General features: G+C 61.5%; 19 protein-coding genes. 9 read left to right on the forward strand and 10 right to left on the reverse strand.

Features of this window, described 5'->3' with window-relative positions:
* Nucleotides 1-97: 97 nt before the first annotated feature.
* The 3 genes from BSU04_RS38985 to BSU04_RS38995 all read right to left on the reverse strand — a co-directional run bounded on the left by BSU04_RS38985 (nucleotide 98) and on the right by BSU04_RS38995 (nucleotide 3,292).
* Nucleotides 98-355 carry a BTH_I0359 family protein gene (locus BSU04_RS38985; RefSeq protein ID WP_056358215.1) on the reverse strand — a complete coding sequence of 86 codons (258 nt, stop codon included), beginning with the start codon at nucleotides 353-355 and terminating at the stop codon, nucleotides 98-100.
* Nucleotides 356-931: 576 nt separating this feature from the next.
* On the reverse strand, nucleotides 932-2,176 hold the full coding sequence (locus BSU04_RS38990) for a DUF3108 domain-containing protein (protein ID WP_089165557.1): 1,245 nt from the start codon (nucleotides 2,174-2,176) through the stop codon (nucleotides 932-934).
* Nucleotides 2,177-2,410: 234 nt separating this feature from the next.
* A complete protein-coding gene (locus BSU04_RS38995) occupies nucleotides 2,411-3,292 on the reverse strand; it encodes an IclR family transcriptional regulator (RefSeq protein WP_089165558.1) in 882 nt (293 codons plus the stop codon).
* A gap of 294 nt (nucleotides 3,293-3,586) precedes the next feature.
* Between BSU04_RS38995 and BSU04_RS39000 the strand changes: the two genes are divergently transcribed.
* The 4 genes from BSU04_RS39000 to BSU04_RS39015 all read left to right on the forward strand — a co-directional run bounded on the left by BSU04_RS39000 (nucleotide 3,587) and on the right by BSU04_RS39015 (nucleotide 7,532).
* Entirely contained in the window at nucleotides 3,587-4,573 is a 987-nt protein-coding gene (locus BSU04_RS39000; RefSeq protein ID WP_089165559.1) for a fumarylacetoacetate hydrolase family protein, read from the forward strand.
* 133 nt (nucleotides 4,574-4,706) lie between these two features.
* Entirely contained in the window at nucleotides 4,707-5,885 is a 1,179-nt protein-coding gene (locus tag BSU04_RS39005) for an ABC transporter substrate-binding protein (RefSeq protein WP_089165560.1), read from the forward strand.
* Nucleotides 5,886-5,910: 25 nt separating this feature from the next.
* Nucleotides 5,911-6,738 carry an enoyl-CoA hydratase/isomerase family protein gene (locus BSU04_RS39010; RefSeq protein ID WP_089165561.1) on the forward strand — a complete coding sequence of 276 codons (828 nt, stop codon included), beginning with the start codon at nucleotides 5,911-5,913 and terminating at the stop codon, nucleotides 6,736-6,738.
* A gap of 68 nt (nucleotides 6,739-6,806) precedes the next feature.
* Nucleotides 6,807-7,532, forward strand: coding sequence for a PhaM family polyhydroxyalkanoate granule multifunctional regulatory protein (locus BSU04_RS39015; RefSeq protein WP_179258595.1), 726 nt, complete (start codon nucleotides 6,807-6,809; stop codon nucleotides 7,530-7,532).
* A gap of 70 nt (nucleotides 7,533-7,602) precedes the next feature.
* On the opposite strand, the gene BSU04_RS39020 is transcribed toward BSU04_RS39015, so the two are convergent.
* Genes BSU04_RS39020 through BSU04_RS39035 form a run of 4 tightly spaced genes read right to left on the reverse strand, consistent with a single transcriptional unit; the run spans nucleotide 7,603 to nucleotide 11,581 of the window.
* Nucleotides 7,603-8,217 (reverse strand): chalcone isomerase family protein, encoded by a 615-nt coding sequence (locus tag BSU04_RS39020; RefSeq protein ID WP_089165562.1) that lies wholly within the window; start codon nucleotides 8,215-8,217, stop codon nucleotides 7,603-7,605.
* Nucleotides 8,148-9,431, reverse strand: a complete 1,284-nt coding sequence (locus tag BSU04_RS39025) for an SAM-dependent methyltransferase (protein ID WP_089165563.1) — start codon at nucleotides 9,429-9,431, stop codon at nucleotides 8,148-8,150. Before BSU04_RS39025 ends, BSU04_RS39020 begins: the two co-directional genes overlap by 70 nt.
* Before the next feature lie 6 nt (nucleotides 9,432-9,437).
* Nucleotides 9,438-10,280, reverse strand: a complete 843-nt coding sequence (locus tag BSU04_RS39030) for a DUF1365 domain-containing protein (RefSeq protein ID WP_089165564.1) — start codon at nucleotides 10,278-10,280, stop codon at nucleotides 9,438-9,440.
* Nucleotides 10,277-11,581, reverse strand: coding sequence for an NAD(P)/FAD-dependent oxidoreductase (locus tag BSU04_RS39035; protein WP_089165565.1), 1,305 nt, complete (start codon nucleotides 11,579-11,581; stop codon nucleotides 10,277-10,279). Before BSU04_RS39035 ends, BSU04_RS39030 begins: the two co-directional genes overlap by 4 nt.
* Nucleotides 11,582-11,878: 297 nt before the next feature.
* Here BSU04_RS39035 and BSU04_RS39040 point away from each other — a divergent pair, with 297 nt between their 5' ends.
* The 3 genes from BSU04_RS39040 (at nucleotide 11,879) to rfaE2 (ending at nucleotide 14,964) form a co-directional block, all read left to right on the forward strand.
* Nucleotides 11,879-12,916 carry a MerR family transcriptional regulator gene (locus tag BSU04_RS39040; protein ID WP_256983801.1) on the forward strand — a complete coding sequence of 346 codons (1,038 nt, stop codon included), beginning with the start codon at nucleotides 11,879-11,881 and terminating at the stop codon, nucleotides 12,914-12,916.
* A 521-nt stretch (nucleotides 12,917-13,437) separates the two neighbouring features.
* The gene (locus BSU04_RS39045) at nucleotides 13,438-14,310 is read left to right on the forward strand and encodes a ferritin (protein WP_089165566.1); all 873 of its coding nucleotides are present in this window, start codon (nucleotides 13,438-13,440) and stop codon (nucleotides 14,308-14,310) included.
* A 171-nt stretch (nucleotides 14,311-14,481) separates the two neighbouring features.
* Nucleotides 14,482-14,964: a D-glycero-beta-D-manno-heptose 1-phosphate adenylyltransferase gene (gene rfaE2, locus BSU04_RS39050; RefSeq protein WP_089165567.1), complete on the forward strand. Its 483-nt coding sequence runs from the start codon at nucleotides 14,482-14,484 to the stop codon at nucleotides 14,962-14,964.
* A gap of 20 nt (nucleotides 14,965-14,984) precedes the next feature.
* Here the strand turns inward: rfaE2 and BSU04_RS39055 are convergent, their stop codons facing one another.
* From BSU04_RS39055 to BSU04_RS39065, 3 genes are read right to left on the reverse strand one after another with little or no spacing between them, the layout of a single operon-like run.
* Nucleotides 14,985-15,224: a hypothetical protein gene (locus BSU04_RS39055; RefSeq protein WP_089165568.1), complete on the reverse strand. Its 240-nt coding sequence runs from the start codon at nucleotides 15,222-15,224 to the stop codon at nucleotides 14,985-14,987.
* A gap of 13 nt (nucleotides 15,225-15,237) precedes the next feature.
* Nucleotides 15,238-16,044 (reverse strand): type III pantothenate kinase, encoded by an 807-nt coding sequence (locus tag BSU04_RS39060; RefSeq protein ID WP_089165569.1) that lies wholly within the window; start codon nucleotides 16,042-16,044, stop codon nucleotides 15,238-15,240.
* On the reverse strand, nucleotides 16,041-16,994 hold the full coding sequence (locus BSU04_RS39065; RefSeq protein ID WP_089165570.1) for a biotin--[acetyl-CoA-carboxylase] ligase: 954 nt from the start codon (nucleotides 16,992-16,994) through the stop codon (nucleotides 16,041-16,043). The genes BSU04_RS39060 and BSU04_RS39065 overlap by 4 nt, the downstream gene beginning before the upstream one ends.
* Before the next feature lie 194 nt (nucleotides 16,995-17,188).
* Here BSU04_RS39065 and BSU04_RS39070 point away from each other — a divergent pair, with 194 nt between their 5' ends.
* Both BSU04_RS39070 and BSU04_RS39075 read left to right on the forward strand, forming a co-directional pair.
* Nucleotides 17,189-18,322 (forward strand): MlaE family ABC transporter permease, encoded by a 1,134-nt coding sequence (locus BSU04_RS39070; protein WP_089165571.1) that lies wholly within the window; start codon nucleotides 17,189-17,191, stop codon nucleotides 18,320-18,322.
* Nucleotides 18,322-19,200, forward strand: a complete 879-nt coding sequence (locus BSU04_RS39075) for an ABC transporter ATP-binding protein (RefSeq protein ID WP_089165572.1) — start codon at nucleotides 18,322-18,324, stop codon at nucleotides 19,198-19,200. Before BSU04_RS39070 ends, BSU04_RS39075 begins: the two co-directional genes overlap by 1 nt.
* Nucleotides 19,201-19,249 lie beyond the last annotated feature (49 nt).

A 19,249-nucleotide genomic window follows, 5' to 3' on the forward strand; every position in this document is an offset into this window, starting at 1 on the left:
CCCCCGCCACTTTCGTGGCGGGGTTTTTTAGGGGTGTCGCTGGATGTTCCAACCGCTTGGTCGACGCTACAACGCGCAATACCGCGCGCAATACCGTTTAGTGAAGGATCACTGGCTGGTTCATCAAGATGTCGAACTGGCCGAGAAACTCGTCCACATCCTCCAAAGATTGTTCTTCCTGCATCAACTTCTGGACATGCTCGCGAAAACGGGCCGCGAGTGCGCCATCAATGAAGATTTCGCGCTGCATGGTCTTGTCCACGATCTCGTAACCCCCGGCTTTCATCGCGAGATGATTGTCCTGCGGCGGAAATTCGACTACACAATAATTAGGGCTGTTGTAGATCATTTGCATGGCGACACTCCTTATTCCTGTTTGCCCGTAAGGCGTTTCAGCGTCTTACATTGAGCGTTTGGGTTGGAATTCAAGGGGTGGCCTCGACGTAAGACCGAAAGCCCATCGAGGACCTTTGTTAGACATTCTCCCGCAAAAATGTTTCCAGAAGTGCCCTGAAACGCTGTGTTTCTTCTACTGGGGACAGATTTGACGCGTCAAGTATTGCGAATCTTGCATTCATGCTTGAATTCACCACCGCTTTCGTCTGCATCGACCGCAATTACCCGCCTGGGTGTTTTAATCAATGTCGATTGCCCCTTAGATCGAAATCGCTGATCGCTTCGGTGATCCTGGCGAAACCCTCAACCGATGTACGTACAACCGTTTTACCTCGCGCCCAACTGCTTGATCGACACTTGCATGCTGGCTCTGTCAAGAGGCGCCATCAGTTAGGGATCGAACTATCTTCAGACATCCTCGCACGTTTTGGCATCACCTGTTTAACGGAGTTTTTTGCCGAATCTTTACCTTCAGTCAGATTATCCGGCCTGACTTAAGCCAGCGTTAAATCGCCAGCGTTAAATCGAACAGATGTCAGGGTTTGTCGGATATGGGCGCGGCGGGTGTTGCATCTTCAGACGCATCCGGCGTGCCCGCACCGGATTGACCCGGTGTCGCGGACGGCGGTTGCAGCTTGCCGCGCCAGAGCATTTCGATCTGCATGCCGTTCGGCTCCGTCTGCAGAATACGCACGGGCAGCCAGCCCAGCGCGGGTGCGAGCCAGATGTCGAGACGCCGGCGATCACCGTCTCGTCGTGGCAGGCGGGTGAAATGGCGAGCCTGCACGTTGCCGTCAGCGGTCTGGACGTTTTCATCGCCGACGGTTTCTATCGGCCAGATTTCGTTGCTGTCGTTATCGGCAACGCTGAATTGACGCACTACGCCGGGTTTGTAGGCATCGGGCGAACCGCGTACGAGGCTCGATAGCTGCATGACAACGCTGAAACGATCTTCAGCGCCATCGGCCAGCGGCTGGTTGTTGGGTGTGCGTGTATAGACCAGTTGTTTCGTGGTGCGATCGAAGACGGTGATGTCGGCGGCGCGGCGGCCACGTTGCTCCGAGTATTGCTCGGGGGCAATGCCGAAACCGTCGATATGGCCCTTGCTGGAATACACATACGGTCCGACGAACGGCAAGGGGATGGACACCACCATCTCGTAGTGCTGGCCGTCATTGACCCAGTGGATCGTGCCGATCTGGTTCATCACGCCATTGATCCGTGTGTCGTAACGAAGTTCGCCCGACGGTGGGACGCTGAATTTGTCGCCGGTTGCGGCGGCGGCTGCGGTAGCCGCTGCGGTAGCCGCCGCTTGAGAGGCCGCAGCGTCGCGCGCTGCTTTCGCGGCGGCCTGTGCGGCTGCTGCTTGCGCTGCCACTGCTTGAGCTGCCTGCTCGGCCTGAGCAGCTTGAGCTACTTGCGCCGCCTGAGCCGCCTGCATGGCTTGTGCAGTTTGCGCTGCCGTGATGGCGTGCGTGGGTTGGGGTGGGGGCACGGGCTTTGGCTCGGGAGCGGGCGGTGGCGGCGCGACAGGCGTCGGGGCTTGCGCTATCGGTTTGGGCGTTAGCAACTCCACTTGCACCGGGACATGTTCAGCCGGCTGCTCCGGATTCGATGCATTCCGGCTTCTATCCACCCAGCGCCCCGCGGCCCAATGCAGTGCCAGAACAACGAGCAGCACGATCAGCCACACGACCCATCGATTGGAAGGGTCGGCGGGCAAATTGCCGGACGATGCGCCGGAAAGGGCGCGACGGCGGCGAAGCAGGGAGAACGGCATCGGCTGGCTCGGAAACACGCGTGATCAGGTGAGCGGTAAAACGCTGCCGGGGAACAATCGGCAACGATCATGACAGAACGCGAATGATCAAAGGACCAAGCATGATCAAAGGACCAAGCATGATCAAAGGACCAAGCATGATCAAAGGACCAAACGAAACGCGCACGAAAGGCATATGACTCGCGGGCACGCCGCGATGTTCCTCGCTCGTGAGGATCGTACGATCCTCACGTCTTACCGTTCGCCCGGTTTATACCCGAGTTCGTAAGAAAGCTGCCCCGCGCATTCTCGTAAGGCAGTGTCAATCTCGCCGCCCCAGCGGGTATCGAATGATCCTTCGTGGCCGAGCGCGATCAGCCCGAGCGCGAGGTCGCCGGTCGAGTCGAACACCGGCGTGCAGAAGGCATGGATGGTGGGCAGCAACATGCCCTCCACGCGCGCCGCGCCGCGGGCGCGGATCTCGGCCAGCACTGGTTCGATATCCGTCATCGACTGCCGCGTGGCAGCGAGTTCGCGATCGAGCATCGCTTGCGTCTTGCTGCGCGGGAGCCATGCGGCAAACAACAAACCCGTCGCCGATGACAACAGCGGCATCACATCGCCCAGTTTCAACGCAGCCTTCGCCGGATAGCTCGACTCCATCCAGTGCACGACGGTCGGGCCCTGATTGCCCCACACCGCGATCCCCACGGTGAGGTCAAGCCGGTCGCGCAACCCCGTCAGCGCGATGCGCGCGAGCTTTACGCCATCGACTCGGGCAAGCCGCGCCAAACCCATCTGCAACGCGAAACCACCCAGCTCATAGCGTCCGGATACCGGGTCCTGAGAGACTGCGCCAAGCCGCTGGAAACTCACCAGGTAACGATGCGCTTTCGCCGGACTCATGCCGGCGCGCTGGGCGAGATCGCGCAGCATCATCGCGCGCGGCTCGTTGGTCAGGACGTCGAGCAGGCGGAAGCCGACTTCGATCGACTGGATGCCGGAGCGGAATTTTTCCTCGGTGGCGTCGGCGATGTCGCTTGAGTCAGTGGAATCGGCGGAGTCGATGGCGTCGTCGGCTTCGGCCTGTTCGGATGAGGGCAACGCGGACGAACCGGGACGGCTGGGAGAGGGCATGGAGAAATCGATAACGGCGCGAGCCGGTTCAGAAAACAAGGTTAGGCCGCAGGCGCGTGAGCGTCCTGAACGGCGGCGATAAACTGCCAAGGGAACGGCGAAAACGACCGCATGGAACGGCAACTGGCAAACGCATTACCACTCGAGGCGGACGTCCACCAGCCCTGAAAACGAATCGGCAAACGCAGCGAATCATTCCACGACAACAGCCGGAATCATCCCAAAACCGCCCCGACATGATTCACCATCGTAAAATAGATTTCCTCCATCGTCACTAAACGTACAAAACGGCTTATGAAACTTGCCACGCTGAAGGACGGAACGCGCGACGGCCAACTGGTCGTCGTATCGCGTGATTTGCGCACGGCGGCCATTGCCGACGCGATCGTGCCGACGCTGCAACGCGCGCTGGACGACTGGACTTTTTACGCGCCCCAGTTGCAGGATCTCTCGGATTCGCTGAACCAGGGCCGCGCTCGCCACTCTTTTGCCTTCGACCCCAAAGCCTGCATGGCGCCGCTTCCCCGCGCGTTCCAGTGGGCCGACGGCTCGGCTTACGTGAACCACGTCGAACTCGTGCGACGTGCCCGCAAAGCGGAAATGCCGCCCGAATTCTGGACCGATCCCTTGATATACCAGGGCGGTGGCGACGATTTGCTCGGACCCGAAGACGATATCGTGTGTGCATCGGAGGCTTATGGCATCGACTTTGAAGCCGAAGTGGCCGTGATCACGACCGACGTGCCAATGGCCGTCAAACCGGCCGATGCGCTCAGGCACGTGCGCCTCCTGATGCTGGTGAACGATGTCTCGCTACGCAACCTGATCCCCGCGGAACTCGGCAAAGGCTTCGGCTTTTTCCAGAGCAAGCCGGCCACGGCGTTCTCGCCGGTCGCGGTCACGCCGGACGAACTTGGCGACTCGTGGCACGAAGGCCGTGTGCATCGGCCCATGATCGTGCACTGGAACGGCAAGAAAGTCGGCCAGCCCGATTGCGGCACCGACATGGTGTTCAACTTCGGGGAGTTGATCGCCCACGCCGCGAAGACCCGCAATGTGCGCGCGGGATCGATAGTGGGTTCGGGCACGGTCTCGAACAAGGATACGAAGCGGGGTTATTGCTGTATCGCCGAGAAGCGTTGCCTGGAGACCATCGAACACGGTGCGCCCACAACGGAGTTCATGAAGTTCGGCGACAGCGTGAAGATCGAAATATTCGATGAAGCCGGGAAGTCGATTTTTGGTGCCATCGACCAATCGGTCGTGGCGCTGAATGGATGACTGTTGAATGAGCGACGCCGCCAGTAAGGGGTTTCGCCCGATGCGCTCGCATGCTGCGCCGCCCTACACTTAGCCGCATTGCGTCGAAACGCTCAAAAAAACTGCGTTGACGCACCATAACAAGGAGACTTCGATGCAGGCAGGCGGCGGATGGGGAGCGGCGTTCAGGCAGTTGGCGGCGGCTGTTTTGATCACACTTTCAACGTCAGCCTTGGCGCAGACGCCGCATGTGAAGATCGGGCTGGTGTTGTCGCTGACGGGGCCGGCGGCGTCGCTCGGCATTCCGGCGCGCGACACGGTGGCGCTGCTGCCGAAGGAAATGGGCGGTCGCCCGGTTGACTACATCATTCTCGATGACGCTTCCGACACCACGCAAGCCGTCCAGACCACGAAGAAGCTGATTTCCGAAGATCACGTGGACGCGATCATCGGTTCATCCATTACGCCGAACTCGCTCGCCATGATCGATGTGGTCGCCGACGGCCAGACGCCGATGATCTCGCTCGCGTCTTCATCGAAGATCATTGAACCGGTGGATGCCAAGCGCCACTGGGTCTTCAAGACGCCGCAAACCGACGCCATGATGGCGTCCGCCATTGCCGAGCATGCCAGCAATCATGGCGTGAAAACAATGGCGTTCATCGGTCAGGCTGACGCGCTCGGCGAGACCTTTTATGCAGAGGTAGCTAAGTTCGCGCAGCTTCACCACATTACGATGGTGGCGAACGAGCGCTTCAACCGTACCGACACCAGCGTGACCGGCCAGGTGCTGAAGATCCTGGCTGCGAAGCCGGACGCGGTGGTCGTGGGCGCAGCGGGAACGCCGGCCGCGCTACCGCCGAAGACCTTGAGAGAACGCGGCTACAAGGGCGTGATCTATCATAACCACGGCACGGGCAATCGAGACTTCCTGCGCGTGTGCGGGGCGGATTGCAACGGCACGTTCTTGCCGACGAGCCCGGTGCTGGTCGCGTCGCAACTGCCAGACGATCATCCGGCGAAACATCTCGCGCTCGAATACATCAAGCTGTATGAAACGAAGTACGGCGCGGGCACGGTCTCGGCGTTCGGCTCGTATGCATGGGACGCTGGCATGTTGCTGAACCGCGCAGTGCCGATCGCGTTGAAGGCGGGTGCGCCAGGCACGCCCGAGTTCCGCGGCGCCTTACGCGATGCGCTGGAAAATACGAAGAATTTTGCGGACTCGAACGGCCTCGTCAACATGACGCCGAACGACCATATAGGTCTCGATCAGCGTGCCCGCGTGATAGCAGAGATCGAGAACGGCAAGTGGATCTATCAACCTCGGTGATTTTCGTTTTAGCTAAGGCACGGCCATGAGCGACCTTTCTCTGTACTCACATTACACGTCGCTGGAATTACGGCGGCACGACCACGGCGTGCTCGAAATCGTGATGAACGGCGCGGGCGCGAACAAGAGCGGACTCGCGACCGCGGATGCAAACATGCATCGCGAACTGGCGGATATCTGGCGTGATATCGATCGCGATCCAGACACGCGCGTGGCGTTGATTCGCGGCGAGGGCAAGGGGTTTTCGGGTGGCGGCGACCTGCATCTGGTCGAACAGATGGCGTCCGACTTCGAGGTCCGCACGCGGGTCTGGCGCGAGGCGCGCGATCTTGTCTATAACGTGATCAACTGCAGCAAGCCGATCGTCTCGGCAATGCACGGACCGGCGGTCGGTGCGGGACTGGTGGCAGGCTTGCTCGCCGATATTTCCATCGCGACGAAAACTGCGCGCATTATCGATGGACACACGCGGCTCGGCGTGGCCGCCGGCGATCACGCGGCAATCGTGTGGCCGCTGCTGTGCGGCATGGCGAAAGCGAAGTATTACCTGCTGTTGTGCGAACCGGTGAGCGGCGAGGAGGCGGAGCGCATCGGGCTGGTGTCGCTGGCGGTGGACGAAAGCGAATTGCTGACGAAAGCTTTCGAAGTCGCGAATCGTCTGGCGCAAGGTTCGCAGACCGCCATCCGCTGGACCAAATACGCACTGAACAACTGGCTGCGAACGGCCGGCCCGGCCTTCGACACTTCGCTGGCCCTTGAATTCATGGGCTTTTCCGGGCCTGATGTGCAGGAAGGCATCAAGTCGCTGCGTGAGCGGCGCGCGCCGGATTTCCCGGGCGGATCGCCGTTTTAGATCTGCATCGACTATCTGTGGTTTCACTCAAACCTCAACCGTACCCGCAGCATCAAGGAGAAAGTCTCATGACCGATACGCCCGGTGGTACGCCGCCCTTTGGAAGCTTCCCAGGCATGACCGGTTTCCCCCAGGGCGACATGATGGAAAAGATGTGGGACATGATGAAGCTGAACCCGTTCGCGTCAGCCGCCGCACCGGGCGGATCCCCGTCGCTGTCCATGATGTCCGACATGCTCGCGCCGCTCACGAACGTTGAAGAACTCGACAAGCGCATCAAGGACATGCGCGCAGTCGAGCAATGGCTCAAGCTCAACTTGAACATGCTGCAATCGGCTATCCAGGCGCTGGAAGTGCAACGCGCGACGCTTGCCACGCTGCGCGCATTCGGCGCGTACGCGCAGTCGTCGGTGGAGAAGGCGAAGACTTCGCCGGCGGCATCATCGGCCGCTTCCGGGTGGCCGGCACCGCCGCCGGAAAAGCCGAAGGCGCAAGCGGAGTCAGAGGCTGCGCCAAATGACGCCGGCGTGAACGACGCTTCATTCGATCCTTCGGGCTGGTGGAACATGCTTCAGTCGCAATTCAACAGCCTTGCGACCTTGGCGATGGCGCAACAACATGCCGGCGCGGCGACGCCGAGCATGAGCACGGATGAAGATGAAAACGGCGACGACGATAACGACGACGATAACGATGTAGAACCGCCCGAAGCCGCCGCGCCGCCAGCTGCCAAGAAAGCCGAAGAAAAGAAAGCGCCTGCCAGGAAAGCGGCGCCACGAAAGAAACCGCTTTGACGCCTGCTTCAAGCGGCGTGGCGATGCGGTTGAAACGCTGACCTGCTGCGGCCTAGCTACTGAGGCTTGACTACTGCGCCGCGCCGTTGGCGAGCAACTGGTTGCGCAAGCCCGGCGCCGAGGTGCGTGGATCGAGCCAGATCGAGAAGAATGCGCGAGCGAAGTCGTCGCCGGGAATCGTGCCGATGACTTTATCGTCGGCATAAAACGTCGTGCCGCGTTCCGGTACGAATACGCCAATGACATGATCTCCCGGCTGCACGTCCGGGAAGATCTTTTCCATTTCCTCTTGCCATTGCGCCGTCTGGGCCTTGCTGGCGACCTTCAGCTCGTCCATTTCCTCGCGGCCTCGTTTGGCGATCGCGGGGCCCTTGAAAGCGCGTGCATATTCGATATCCAGCGCAAACGGCCGCGCAGTCAATTCCTTGCTCGACAGACCCGTCGGTCCCACAAACAGCTTGGCGTCGTAGATATGAAAACCGTACATGCGCAACTCGCCTTCGCCCTGCACGCGCGCCTGGGGAATCGTCTGGCGCACGACCGATGCGGCATCGAAAGCGAATGCCTGCAGCGGCAAGACGATCAGGACCAGCGCGAGCGCAGCGGCTCTCGCAATCAGGCGTGCTCCAGCGTGAACTGAATGACGTCGGTGTTCGAGTGCGCGAACGCGGCCTCGCAATAACATAAGTAAAAGTCCCACAAGCGGATGAATCGTTCGTCGAATCTTTGTGCACGGATCTCGTCGAGTCGCGCAACAAACGCGTTGCGCCACATCCTGAGCGTGCGCGCATAGTCGCGGCCAAAGGAGAACTGATTGACCACTTTCAGCCCGTGGCGTTCCGCCGATTGCACGAACACGGCAGGCGAGGGCAGCATACCGCCTGGAAAAATATACTGCTGGATAAAGTCGGTACTCGTCCTGTAACGATCGAACAGCGCGTTGTCGATAGTGATCGTCTGCACGCACGCCCGCCCGCCGCGCTTCAGATTGCGCTTGATGCAGTCAAAGTAGCTCGGCCAGTATTCCTCGCCCACGGCTTCGAACATTTCGATTGATGCAATCGCGTCGAACTGGCCGTGGGTATCGCGGTAATCCTGCAGGCGAAGATCGGTCCGGTCGCTGAGCCCCGCGTCTGCCAGACGCTGCTGCGCGTAAGCGAGCTGTTCCGAGGACAGCGTGAGGCCGGTCACGTTCGCTTTCGCCTCACTTGCAGCGAGTTGTGCGAATCCGCCCCAGCCGCAACCAATTTCCAGCACGCTTGGATTGACGCCCTCGAGTTCCAGTTCGTTGAGCAGCCGCCGGTATTTCGCACGTTGCGCGTCGTCGAGCGTCTGGTCCGGAGAACCGTCGAAGAGAGCGCTCGAATAGGTCATCGTGCTGTCGAGCCAGAGCTTGTAGAACGCGTTGCCGAGGTCGTAATGCGCGTGGATATTGCGCCGGCTGCCTTCCTTCGTGTTCGCGTTGCGCAGATGCCGGAAGCGATTCGTCAGCTTGCCGAACCACGAACCGTAGACCACCGCCTCGATCGTCGTGCGGTTGCGCACCATGATGTCGAGCAGCGCGGCGAGATCGTCGGTATGCCAGTCGCCCGCCAGATAGGTCTCGGCAAAACCGATATCACCGCTCTTCAGCGCCGCCGCGCACACGTTCCAGTTGGTCAGCACGACACGCGCGTACGGCGGGTTGCCGGGGGCATCAGGCGCTTGTCCGAAACGGCGCGTGGTGCCGTCGGGGAGGTGGACATCGAGGACGCCGTATTGAAGCTGGCTCAACAGCCTGAGCACTACGCGCGCGGCCGCGGGTTTGCGCAACGCGCCATGGGTCCGCAGCAGGGGCCGGATGAACCAAGATGCAACCGGACTGCGTAGCGATGAAGGGGAGGAGGGCTGTGTCGACATTGCAAGTCACCTGGTCGGCAATTCGGCCCGCTCGTGCGAGACATTCGCAGCCGGCGGAGTGGGTTTGCTCAGAAACGGCACGCGCTTGAAGAACAGCTTCAGCGCTTGCCAATGAATTTTCGCGACGACGCCGAACGTCATCAGCGGATAACCGAAGAACACGCGCAGCACGTTGCGGGCATCGAGCGGGCGGGCGCTCCCCGCGATGCTGGTCAGCAGCAGCGGACCCTCGCCATCGTCGTAGTCGATGCAGGCGAGCGAGCGCAAAGGCTTACCGCATTTCGGCGATGCAAACATGAAGCGGAACGTGTAGTGCCCTTGCACCTTGCAGAACGGCGACACGTGGAAAACTTTGCGTGCAGTGAGCGGTGTGCCGTTCAGGACGCCGCTGCCCGGATCGAGCAGGTAGCAATGGCGCTCGCCGAAGGTGTTGTTCACTTCACACACCACGGCGCGCAACGTGCCGTCCGCGCGCTCGCAAAACCAGAAGCTCACCGGATTGAAAACGTAGCCCAGCACGCGGGGGAACGTGTGCAGGAAGATCTCGCCGGTGGCGTCGTGGATGCCGTTTTCGTGCAGCATCGATTCGATCCATTGGAGCGCCGTTTGTCCCTCGGCACCGTGATCACTGTCGTGAAAGCTTAGTAAGCCGAATCGATTGGTCGCGAACAAGCGCGAGTCGCGCTGCGTACCTTGGGCCAGCCTTGCAGCACGTGCGCGCAGCGGCAGCCGCAACGTGTAGACGCCGTAGGAGAACGCGTTGCGTGCCGGGCGCAGCCGCTTGTGTCGCACGGGTCCGACGAGCAGCAGGTCGGGGGTATCGAAGGATTGGGGGGCTGGCGTACTCATGCTGCAAGCGCCGTTTCGTTACCGCTTGATGCCGCGATAGCCGCAAGGCCGGTCAGCTTCGCGGCCGCTTCCAGGCCGGACTTCAGCCCGTCTTCGTGGAAACCGTAACCGGTCCATGCACCCGCGAACCACGTATTGCGTACGCCTTGCATCGACGGCAAATTGCGTTGAGCCTGGATAGCGGCTTGATCGAAGACAGGGTGGCTGTAGGCGAACTCGCGCATCACGGTGTCGCGACGCGGCTCACGCACCGGGTTCAGCGAGACGATGACTTGCGTCTTGAATGGCAACGGTTGCAGCTTGTTGATGAGGTAATGCACGCATAACTGTGGCTCACCGCCCAGCTCGCCGGTGCGGCTTTCGTAGTTCCAGGCAGACCATGCCCGTTGCGCCGGCAGCAGCGAAGTGTCTGTATGCAACACCGCGCGATTCGGCGCGTAGCCGATCGCACCCAGCGTGGCCGATTCGTCAAGCGAGGGATCGGCGAGGAGGGCCAGTGCCTGGTCGCTATGGCACGCAAGCACGACGTGATCGAAGTGTTCCAACCCCCGCGCGCTATCGATCTCTACTCCGTGCGCGCTGCGTCTCACCGATGTCACGGGCGCACCGGCGCGGGCGTCGCCTATGACCGGCAGCATGCGCCGCACGTATTCGCGTGCGCCGCCGTTGACGGTGTGCCATTGCGGCCGGTCGTTGACTTGCAGCAGGCCGTGGTTATGACAAAAGCGAATCAGCGTGCCGATGGGAAACGCCATCATCTGCGATGTGGAACATGACCAGATCGCGCCGATCATCGGCAACAGGTACCAGTCGCGGAATGCGGTCGAAAACTGTTCACGTTCAAGGAAGACGCTCACCGGTTCGGCGAGTTGAACGTCCTTGCCAGCCAGCGCCAGCGCGGTGGTCGTGCGGTTGAAGCGGAGGATATCGGCCAGCATGCGCAGGAATGCCGGGCGCAGCAGATTGCGGCGCTGCGTGAAAACCGTGTTCAGGTCGCTACCCGCCCATTCCAGCCGGCGGTCCGTCAGCGAAACGGAGAACGACATATCGGTCGCGGTGGTGGGAACGTCGAGCTCTTCAAACAGCTTCACCAGGTTCGGATAGGTACGGTGATTGAAGACCAGGAAGCCGGTATCCACGCCGTGCGTGATGCCGTCGAGGGTCACGTCCACCGTGTTGGTATGACCACCAAAGTAGCTGCCGCCCTCGAACAGCGTCACGTCGATACCCGCCTTGGCCTTCGCCAGCCGATAGGCGCACGCGAGCCCAGAAATCCCCGCTCCGATTACCGCAACTTTCATGACGGTGCTCCGTGTGTCTTTGTCTTTTGTGTCGACTGCCTGATGGCTCTGACGGCTCTTTGTCTGGAACTACCGGCGGTTGCTCATGCCGCATTCAAGGTGATTTACGCAATCCCGGTCGCGATGGATGCACGCGGCCGGAATTTAACGATCATTCGCTGACGACATTTTGTCCACCGCGATAAATAAATTTCGTCTATGGTCAATAATGTTTCGAATTGTCGCGAAAGTCCATAGATAATGGAATTGAGGCGGTTTTCGCCTCATCTGTTAATTTATCTATTCGCGAGTTTGTCCATGACAAATACATCGGAAACTGATCTGTCCATGTGCGTTACGGCGGGCGGTGAGGCTGGAGCGGGAGGGTTGACGCCGGTCAATCCCGATCCAACGGGCACGGCGGAGGACGGTGCTGTGGCGGGTATCGTGGGCATCGGAATTGGTATTGGAGCGATCGCTCACGAGATCGGGCTGACCAAGGACACGTTGCGGGTCTGGGAGCGTCGTTACGGCTTCCCGCAGCCGCTGCGATCATCGGGTGGCGAGCGGCTCTATCCGCAAGAGCAGGTGACCAAGCTCAGGCTGGTCAAGCGCCTGCTCGACGCGGGCCACAGGCCGAGCAAGGTCCTGCCGCAATCGATCGCCCGTCTACAGCAGCTGGCTGAAGATTCGGGCGTGGGGCAGGACGCGCCGGACGCGCAACTGGACCGCCTTGTGGAACTGCTGCGGGTAGGCCGCTACGACGACTTCCGCTTCGAGCTGCTCAAGCGCGCCACGCGCGAAGGGCTCGCGCACTTCGTTCTCGACGTGGCTGCGCCGTTGTCGGCGAGGGTGGGCAATGCATGGGCAGCAGCCACGCTGCAGGTCTATCACGAGCACCTCTTCAGTGAAGCCATGCAGGTCACACTGCGCTCGCTCATGCGTCCGCTCTCCGAGGCTTTGCGCGGGCGCGGCACGCACCCGCGGGTGCTGCTCACCACGCTGCCGGGCGAGGGGCATGGGCTCGGAATCCTGATGGCGGAGGCTATGCTCGCGCTGGCCGATTGCGAATGCGTGGCGCTCGGGACGCAGACGCCACACCAGGACATAGTCGACGCCGTCACGGCCCATGAAATCGATATTGTCGCCCTGTCGTTTTCCGCTTCCATGCCCGCGCAGGCCGTGGTCAACGGACTCATGGAGTTGCGCGCGGCTCTGTCGCCGAACGTGGTGATCTGGGTCGGTGGCAGCAGTCCCGCATTACGGCGCAAGCTCCCTGATGGCGTGCTGAACGTTGCGGGACTTGGGCCGATTGAAGACGTTGTAGCGGAGTGGCGACATAGCGCCATGCTATGATCGACGGGCGTTTTGCTGCATCGTCTGGTTTGCATGACGGTTGATGCAGCGAGGCCAGGCCGGGCGTGACCAAGATACGTTTCATGGTCCAACGCCTTGGCGTGACGTAAAACATGTTGCGCCTTGCGCCTGTCACGCGTGAAAGGCATGCTTCATGCGACTCACTCATCAGTACCCGGCGAAAGTCAGGGGAGGGTCTCGCCAGGCAACAAGGTTTTAACAAAGTATCAAAAAAGGCTTTAAATGAGCTGCAACACAGCTCGCGCTTCGTACTTACCTCAGGCACAGGGTTGGTTCCTCACCCACGGTAGACATTGCAGCGCCGCTTACCGCCGCGTTTGCAACGGGCAAAAAGTCGCAGAAGGACGCGACAGGCGCTTCTTTACCGTTTTTGCATCTGAGCGCCTGATTCCCGCGTAAAATTGAAAGCTTCGCCGCTGGCGGCGCGGGTTCCCGCGCGTAGCCGGCTAAAGTTACAACAGACAGAACTGTCGCACTACGTTGCAAACCAGGGGTGGACTATGAACACGATGCTTTATCCGGAACTGTATAAATCGCTGGAATCGGTTCGTTGGGACATGGAGAAAGATATTCCCTGGGACAAATTCGACTCGGCGCTGCTCACCGACGAACAAGCCAAGACCATCAAGATGAACGCGATCACCGAATGGTCCGCGTTGCCCGCCACGGAAATGTTCCTGCGCGACAACCACAACGACAGCGATTTTTCGGCGTTCATCAGCGTGTGGTTCTTCGAAGAGCAGAAACACTCGCTCGTGCTGATGGAATATCTGCGCCGCTTCAAGCCTGAAATGGTGCCGACCGAAGCAGAACTCGATGCCGTTCGCTTCGAATTCGATCCCGCTCCTCCGCTCGAAACGCTGATGCTGCACTTCTGCGGCGAGATCCGCCTTAACCACTGGTACAGGCGCGCGGCCGAATGGCACACGGAACCGGTGATCAAGCACATCTACGAAACCATTTCGCGCGACGAAGCACGTCACGGCGGCGCGTATCTGCGTTACATGAAGAAAGCGATGACGCAGACCGGCGATATCGCGCGCGCCGCGTTCGCGAAGATCGGTGTCCTGATGGCTTCGGCACGGCGCACGGAAAAACCGCTGCACCCGACCAATCTCCACGTCAACCAGGCGCTGTTTCCGCGCGACACGATCCAGTCGCGTTTGCCGGATCCGGAATGGCTCGAACACTGGCTCGACGAACAAATTCGGTTCGACGACAGTTGGGAAAAGAAAGTCGTCGAACGGATCCTGCATAACCTTTCCATTCTGTTCGAGCGCTCGTTCGCCACGGCGCAGGAGTTGAACCGGTATCGCAAGGAAGTCGTTTTGCGCCTGCAGGCTGCACAAGCCGCGTCACAACTGCCGGCCTGATCGGCACTCCGTCTTGTTGTTCTGAACAGCCCGCCGGTTTGTGATCGGCGGGCTGTTTGTTTATGAAGGGCGTGTTCCATGCGCAAACACGCTTGTACTCGGCCGTAAGTAAACGTGCGCCGGCACGCATGGCACACTACGGTCCTTCTGAATCCCTCATCGCTTACCGACATGCCTGCTCCTTTCGAACGCAAGATCATGACGCGCGACGCGCTCGCTGCTGCGCGCACGCAACTCGCATCGCCGGTGGTTTTCACGAATGGCGTCTTCGATATCCTGCATCGCGGCCATGTGACCTATCTCGCCGATGCCAAGGCGCTGGGTGCAACGTTGATTGTCGGTGTGAACAGTGACGCGTCGGTGCGTATGCTCGGCAAGGGCGACGACCGGCCGATCAATCGCGAAGACGACCGCATGGCGTTGCTGGCCGCGCTGGAAAGCGTGGATTGGGTGGTGAAATTCGAGGAGCCGACGCCGCTGGAGCTGATCGGCGAACTGCATCCGGACGTGCTGGTGAAAGGCGGCGATTACGACATGGACAAGCTGGCGGAATCGGCGCTGGTGCGCAGCTGGGGCGGCAAGGCGCTAGCCATTGCGTTCGAGCACGACCGCTCGACGACCGCATTGCTCAAGAAAGTGCGCACGCAGGGATAAATTCGGCGCCAGGAAACAGCTTATTGCGTAAGCGGCGCCGCCTGTACGGCGGCCGCAGGCGCGGGACCGCCGACCACCGCCTGGTCTGCGGCTTCTTCAGGGCTGATCGGGCGAACGCGTACCAGTTCCGGATGCACTTGCCGGTCGAGATGTTGCGGTTCGCGTCCGCCGGCCGATGGCAGCGGCCCGAACACGCCTTGCACGACAACGAACATCAACAGATTTGCCAGAAATAACAGGGCGAGCAGCCAGCGCAACATGGAAAGCGCTCCATCAATCAGGTGAACGGGATACGGCGGCTTCGCGAGCGATCAATGCTAGCCCCGCGAGCACGAGGGAGTCGTGGCGAGTATGCGGCACCTTTAGCGCGCCCGCCACTTCGCTGGCGCCACCGCCGCTAAGAATCAGGCGTACGTCGTCGTTCCATTGGGCGCGCAGATCCTGCCACGCGCGTTCTATCAAACCGGCCTGCGCGAGCAGGCTTCCGGATGACAAAGCCGTACGCGTGTCGGTGGCAAAAATACCGTTGGATGAGCTGATTGCGCGGCGGGCGGTGTCAGGCAGAAGCGTGGGCAATTGTGCCGTGTGGGTGCCGAGTGATTGCATCATCAGCAACCAGCCGGGTGCAATCAGGCCGCCTGTGAACGTGCCATCGGCGAGCAGCGCTTCAAGCGTCGTCGCCGTGCCGATGGTGGCAATCAGCAAGTTTTCCCCGGGGTAAGCGGCGTGCGCGCCGATCATGCCGCACCACCGGTCACTGCCGAGCGCCGCCGGTTCCGTGTAGCGGTTCGTTACGCCTGATTGTTGCGCCTGCGCGCGCACGATCGTGCGGGGCAAGCCGGACCAGCGTGCATCAAGAAGGGCTGAAATGCGCTCGCCCACGCGCGGTCCCGCCACGTTCGAAATCCATGCGCCCGCAGGGCGCGGCAAGCTGGACCAGTCGGCTATATCCGCCAGAACGGCTTCGACGTCGACGTGTTCAAACGCGCCCCCACTGAGCGTTTCCTGGGTGGCGCTTACCAGCGACCATTTGATCCGGCTATTACCTGCATCGATAAGCAGAAACGATTCACCACTCACGGCCGCTGCTCCGCAAGGCGCAGCGAGACGTCGCCAGTGGTGGCGGTCCTTAGACCCGTGGGCGTGTCGATCTGCAACTGGCCGTTATCGTCAATACCGACCGCCACGCCGCGCGCCACTTCCACGCCTTGCTCAAGCAGTACGACCTCGCGTCCGGCGTAGGCGTGTGCGGCGAGCCATTGCTGGCGAAACGGGCGGAAGCCGTCGGCGGCAAAACGTGCGAGGGTGGCATCGAGCGCGTTCAGGACGGCGGCGAGGGTGTCGGTGAGATTAGCGTCGGGCCACGCCCGCGACAACGATGCCGGCAGGTTGCCCGGCACGGGAAGGGCGTTTCGACGCTGCGCTTCATCGAGTTCGGCGGCCAATTCCGCCGCGCCGTGCAGGTTGATGCCAATACCGATGACCACCGCGCTTGCCCGCGGCGTATTCCACGCGGTTTCGATGAGGATGCCGGCGAGCTTGCCGTCGTCGAGCAGGATGTCGTTCGGCCATTTCAGCGCCAGTCTCGCCGATGCCGCCAGCGGCAAGCTGTTCAGCGCGTCGAGCACGGCGGTGCCGGCCGCGAGGCTCAGGCCCGCGAGCCCTTCCAGCGGCCGCGGCAGCACGCAGGCGATGGAAAACAGCAGCGCGTTGCCCGGTTGCGCAACCCATGCGCGGCCCCGGCGGCCCCGGCCGGCGGTCTGCAAATATGCAACTCGCACGAACGGCGTGCCATCGGCGGCCTTCAGCGTCGAACGTGGCGAGAACGAGCCGGGTGACGACGCTGACGCTGACGTCTTGTTGCGAGGCTGTTCCTTGAGCTGCGCCATCAGGTCGGCATTCGTGGAGCCCGTTTCATCGACGATCTCGATCGGCCAGTCGCGCACCGGCCGCGCGGCGAGCGACATCAGCCGGTCGCGGTCGATCCGCCAGGCGGCGTCGAGCGGGAAAGACGAGTTGGATGAGTTCATATCCGCATTGTAGCGATCTGGCGCCCGGGGGCTGGGCGGGGAAATACGCACAACGGCGCGCACGCCGGTCGTTGCGGCGTGCCCGGGTGCCCAAACCCTGGCCGGTTGGCCAACGCCCCGCCTGTTCGAGATTCCATCACCTACCTTCGCTACAATGGCTTCTCCCTCCACCCTACCCGGAGCGTTTTCAAGCCTTGAACTTCGACACTCCGCCCGGCCTGAAGGTCGAGTCCGGCCAGCAGGGCAAGGTTGTCCGGCTTTCCGGCCAGTGGACGGCGTTCGCATTGGCGCGCGACCACGCGAGCACCAAGCGCGGCGTGGTGGACCGGCTGCGCAGCGTCGGGCAGGAAGCAATCAGGCAGTGGGACCTGCTGCCTATCGAGCGGCTCGATCACGTCGGTGGACAGGCGCTGTGGCGCGTGTGGGGCAGGAAGTTGCCGGAGCGCGTCACGCTCTCGGACACGCAGCGCGAAATTTTCGAGCGGGTCGCGTTGCTCGACGCGAATCGTGAAGAGCCTGAGCGAGCGGATCGCATCGATCCCATCACCCGCTTCGGCCTGATGCTGTTCTCGTTCTTCGAGCATCTGCAGGGCGGCCTCGCCCTGTTCGGCGGCTTCGTGCTTGACCTGATCGGGCTGGTGCGGCGCCCGAAGCGCATTCCGTGGACCGAAATCTCCGCGAACATCTATAGCGCGGGCACGCAGGCGCTCGGCATCACGGCGCTCGTGGCGTTCCTGATCGGAATCGTGCTGAGTTACCTGTCCGCGCAACAACTGCGCATGTTCGGCGCAAACCAGTACATCGTGAATATCCTGGGGCTGTCGGTGATCCGCGAGCTCGGCCCGGTGCTGTCGGCCATCCTGGTGGCCGGCCGCTCCGGTTCCGCCATCACCGCGCAGATCGGCGTGATGCGCGTGACCGAAGAGCTCGACGCCATGCAGGTCATGGGTATCCCTCATGGCCTGCGGATCGTGCTGCCGCGCGTGCTCGCGCTCGGCATTGCCATGCCGCTGCTGGTCATGTGGACCAACATGGTTTCGCTGCTCGGCGGCGCGCTGGCGGCGAAGCTGGTATTGGGTATCGACCTGTCCTTTTTTGCGCGCTCGTTGCCCTCGGTCGTGCCCATCGCCAACCTGTGGATCGGGCTCGGCAAGGGCGTCGTGTTCGGCATGCTGATCGCGCTGGCCGCGTGCCATTTCGGCTTCCGGATCAAGGCGAATTCGCAGAGCCTGGGCGAGGGGACAACGACCTCGGTGGTGTCGTCCATCACGATCGTGATTCTTGCCGACGCCGTGTTCGCCATCCTCTTCCAGTCGGTGGGCATCTGATGTCGGCTACCCTTGCATCCGCCGTTCGCGACAAACCGACGCCCGTCACCGCCGAACCGGTGATCGAAGTCGTGGACGTGACGAAACGCTACGGCCGTACGGTGATTCACGAGCATCTGAACCTGGAAGTGCGGCGCGGCGAGATCCTCGCGTTGCTGGGCGGGTCGGGCTCCGGCAAGACCACGCTCGTGCGGCAGATGCTCGGGCTGGAGTCGCCCACGTCAGGCACGATCCGTGTGCTCGGCGACGAGTGGGCGAACATGGACGAAGACACTGCGCGCATCTTGCGCACGCGCTCCGGCATGATGTTCCAGCAGGGTGCGCTGTTCTCGTCACTGTCGGTGTACGACAACATCGCGCAGCCGTTTCGCGAACTGGGCAAGATTCCGGAGGACCTGATCCGTGAGTTCGTGATGCTCAAGCTCGAGATGGTCGGGCTGTCGTGCAAGAACATGAGCAAGATGCCGTCGGCGTTGTCGGGCGGCATGATAAAGCGCGTGGGGATCGCGCGGGCCATTGCGCTCGAACCCGAATTGCTGTTTCTCGATGAACCCACGGCGGGACTGGACCCGAAGGCATCGGACGAATTCGTCGACTTGATCGCCACGCTGCATCGTGCGCTCGGGCTGACCGTGGTTCTCGTCACCCACGATCTCGATACCATGGTCGCGCTGTCCACACGGGTCGCGGTGCTGGCCGACCGGCGGGTGCTGGTGGCAGCGCCCGTGGAAGAGGCGGTGGCCGTGGATCACCCTTTTATCCGCGAATATTTTCTCGGGCGACGAGGCAGGCGCGCGTTGCAGGCGCTGCCGCCCGAGCGCCGCGCCAAATTGCCGGCGACCGCGTTGGAAGACGCACCTTGCGGTCCAGCACTCTAGTCGTTCTTAGGGCGTTCTGATGAACGGTTTTCAGGAAAGCTCTGGCAGT

The organism is Caballeronia sordidicola (genome assembly GCF_002220365.1).
Classification (GTDB): Bacteria; Pseudomonadota; Gammaproteobacteria; order Burkholderiales; family Burkholderiaceae; genus Caballeronia; species Caballeronia sordidicola_C.

Coding starts and splice junctions, on each gene's coding strand:
- BSU04_RS38985 (WP_056358215.1), bottom strand. CDS start 355: ATGCAAATGATCTACAACAGCCCTAATTATTGTGTAGTCGAATTTCCG.
- BSU04_RS38990 (WP_089165557.1), bottom strand. CDS start 2,176: ATGCCGTTCTCCCTGCTTCGCCGCCGTCGCGCCCTTTCCGGCGCATCG.
- BSU04_RS38995 (WP_089165558.1), bottom strand. CDS start 3,292: ATGCCCTCTCCCAGCCGTCCCGGTTCGTCCGCGTTGCCCTCATCCGAA.
- BSU04_RS39000 (WP_089165559.1), top strand. CDS start 3,587: ATGAAACTTGCCACGCTGAAGGACGGAACGCGCGACGGCCAACTGGTC.
- BSU04_RS39005 (WP_089165560.1), top strand. CDS start 4,707: ATGCAGGCAGGCGGCGGATGGGGAGCGGCGTTCAGGCAGTTGGCGGCG.
- BSU04_RS39010 (WP_089165561.1), top strand. CDS start 5,911: ATGAGCGACCTTTCTCTGTACTCACATTACACGTCGCTGGAATTACGG.
- BSU04_RS39015 (WP_179258595.1), top strand. CDS start 6,807: ATGACCGATACGCCCGGTGGTACGCCGCCCTTTGGAAGCTTCCCAGGC.
- BSU04_RS39020 (WP_089165562.1), bottom strand. CDS start 8,217: ATGTTATTGCGAGGCCGCGTTCGCGCACTCGAACACCGACGTCATTCA.
- BSU04_RS39025 (WP_089165563.1), bottom strand. CDS start 9,431: ATGTCGACACAGCCCTCCTCCCCTTCATCGCTACGCAGTCCGGTTGCA.
- BSU04_RS39030 (WP_089165564.1), bottom strand. CDS start 10,280: ATGAGTACGCCAGCCCCCCAATCCTTCGATACCCCCGACCTGCTGCTC.
- BSU04_RS39035 (WP_089165565.1), bottom strand. CDS start 11,581: ATGAAAGTTGCGGTAATCGGAGCGGGGATTTCTGGGCTCGCGTGCGCC.
- BSU04_RS39040 (WP_256983801.1), top strand. CDS start 11,879: ATGACAAATACATCGGAAACTGATCTGTCCATGTGCGTTACGGCGGGC.
- BSU04_RS39045 (WP_089165566.1), top strand. CDS start 13,438: ATGAACACGATGCTTTATCCGGAACTGTATAAATCGCTGGAATCGGTT.
- rfaE2 (WP_089165567.1), top strand. CDS start 14,482: ATGCCTGCTCCTTTCGAACGCAAGATCATGACGCGCGACGCGCTCGCT.
- BSU04_RS39055 (WP_089165568.1), bottom strand. CDS start 15,224: ATGTTGCGCTGGCTGCTCGCCCTGTTATTTCTGGCAAATCTGTTGATG.
- BSU04_RS39065 (WP_089165570.1), bottom strand. CDS start 16,994: ATGAACTCATCCAACTCGTCTTTCCCGCTCGACGCCGCCTGGCGGATC.
- BSU04_RS39075 (WP_089165572.1), top strand. CDS start 18,322: ATGTCGGCTACCCTTGCATCCGCCGTTCGCGACAAACCGACGCCCGTC.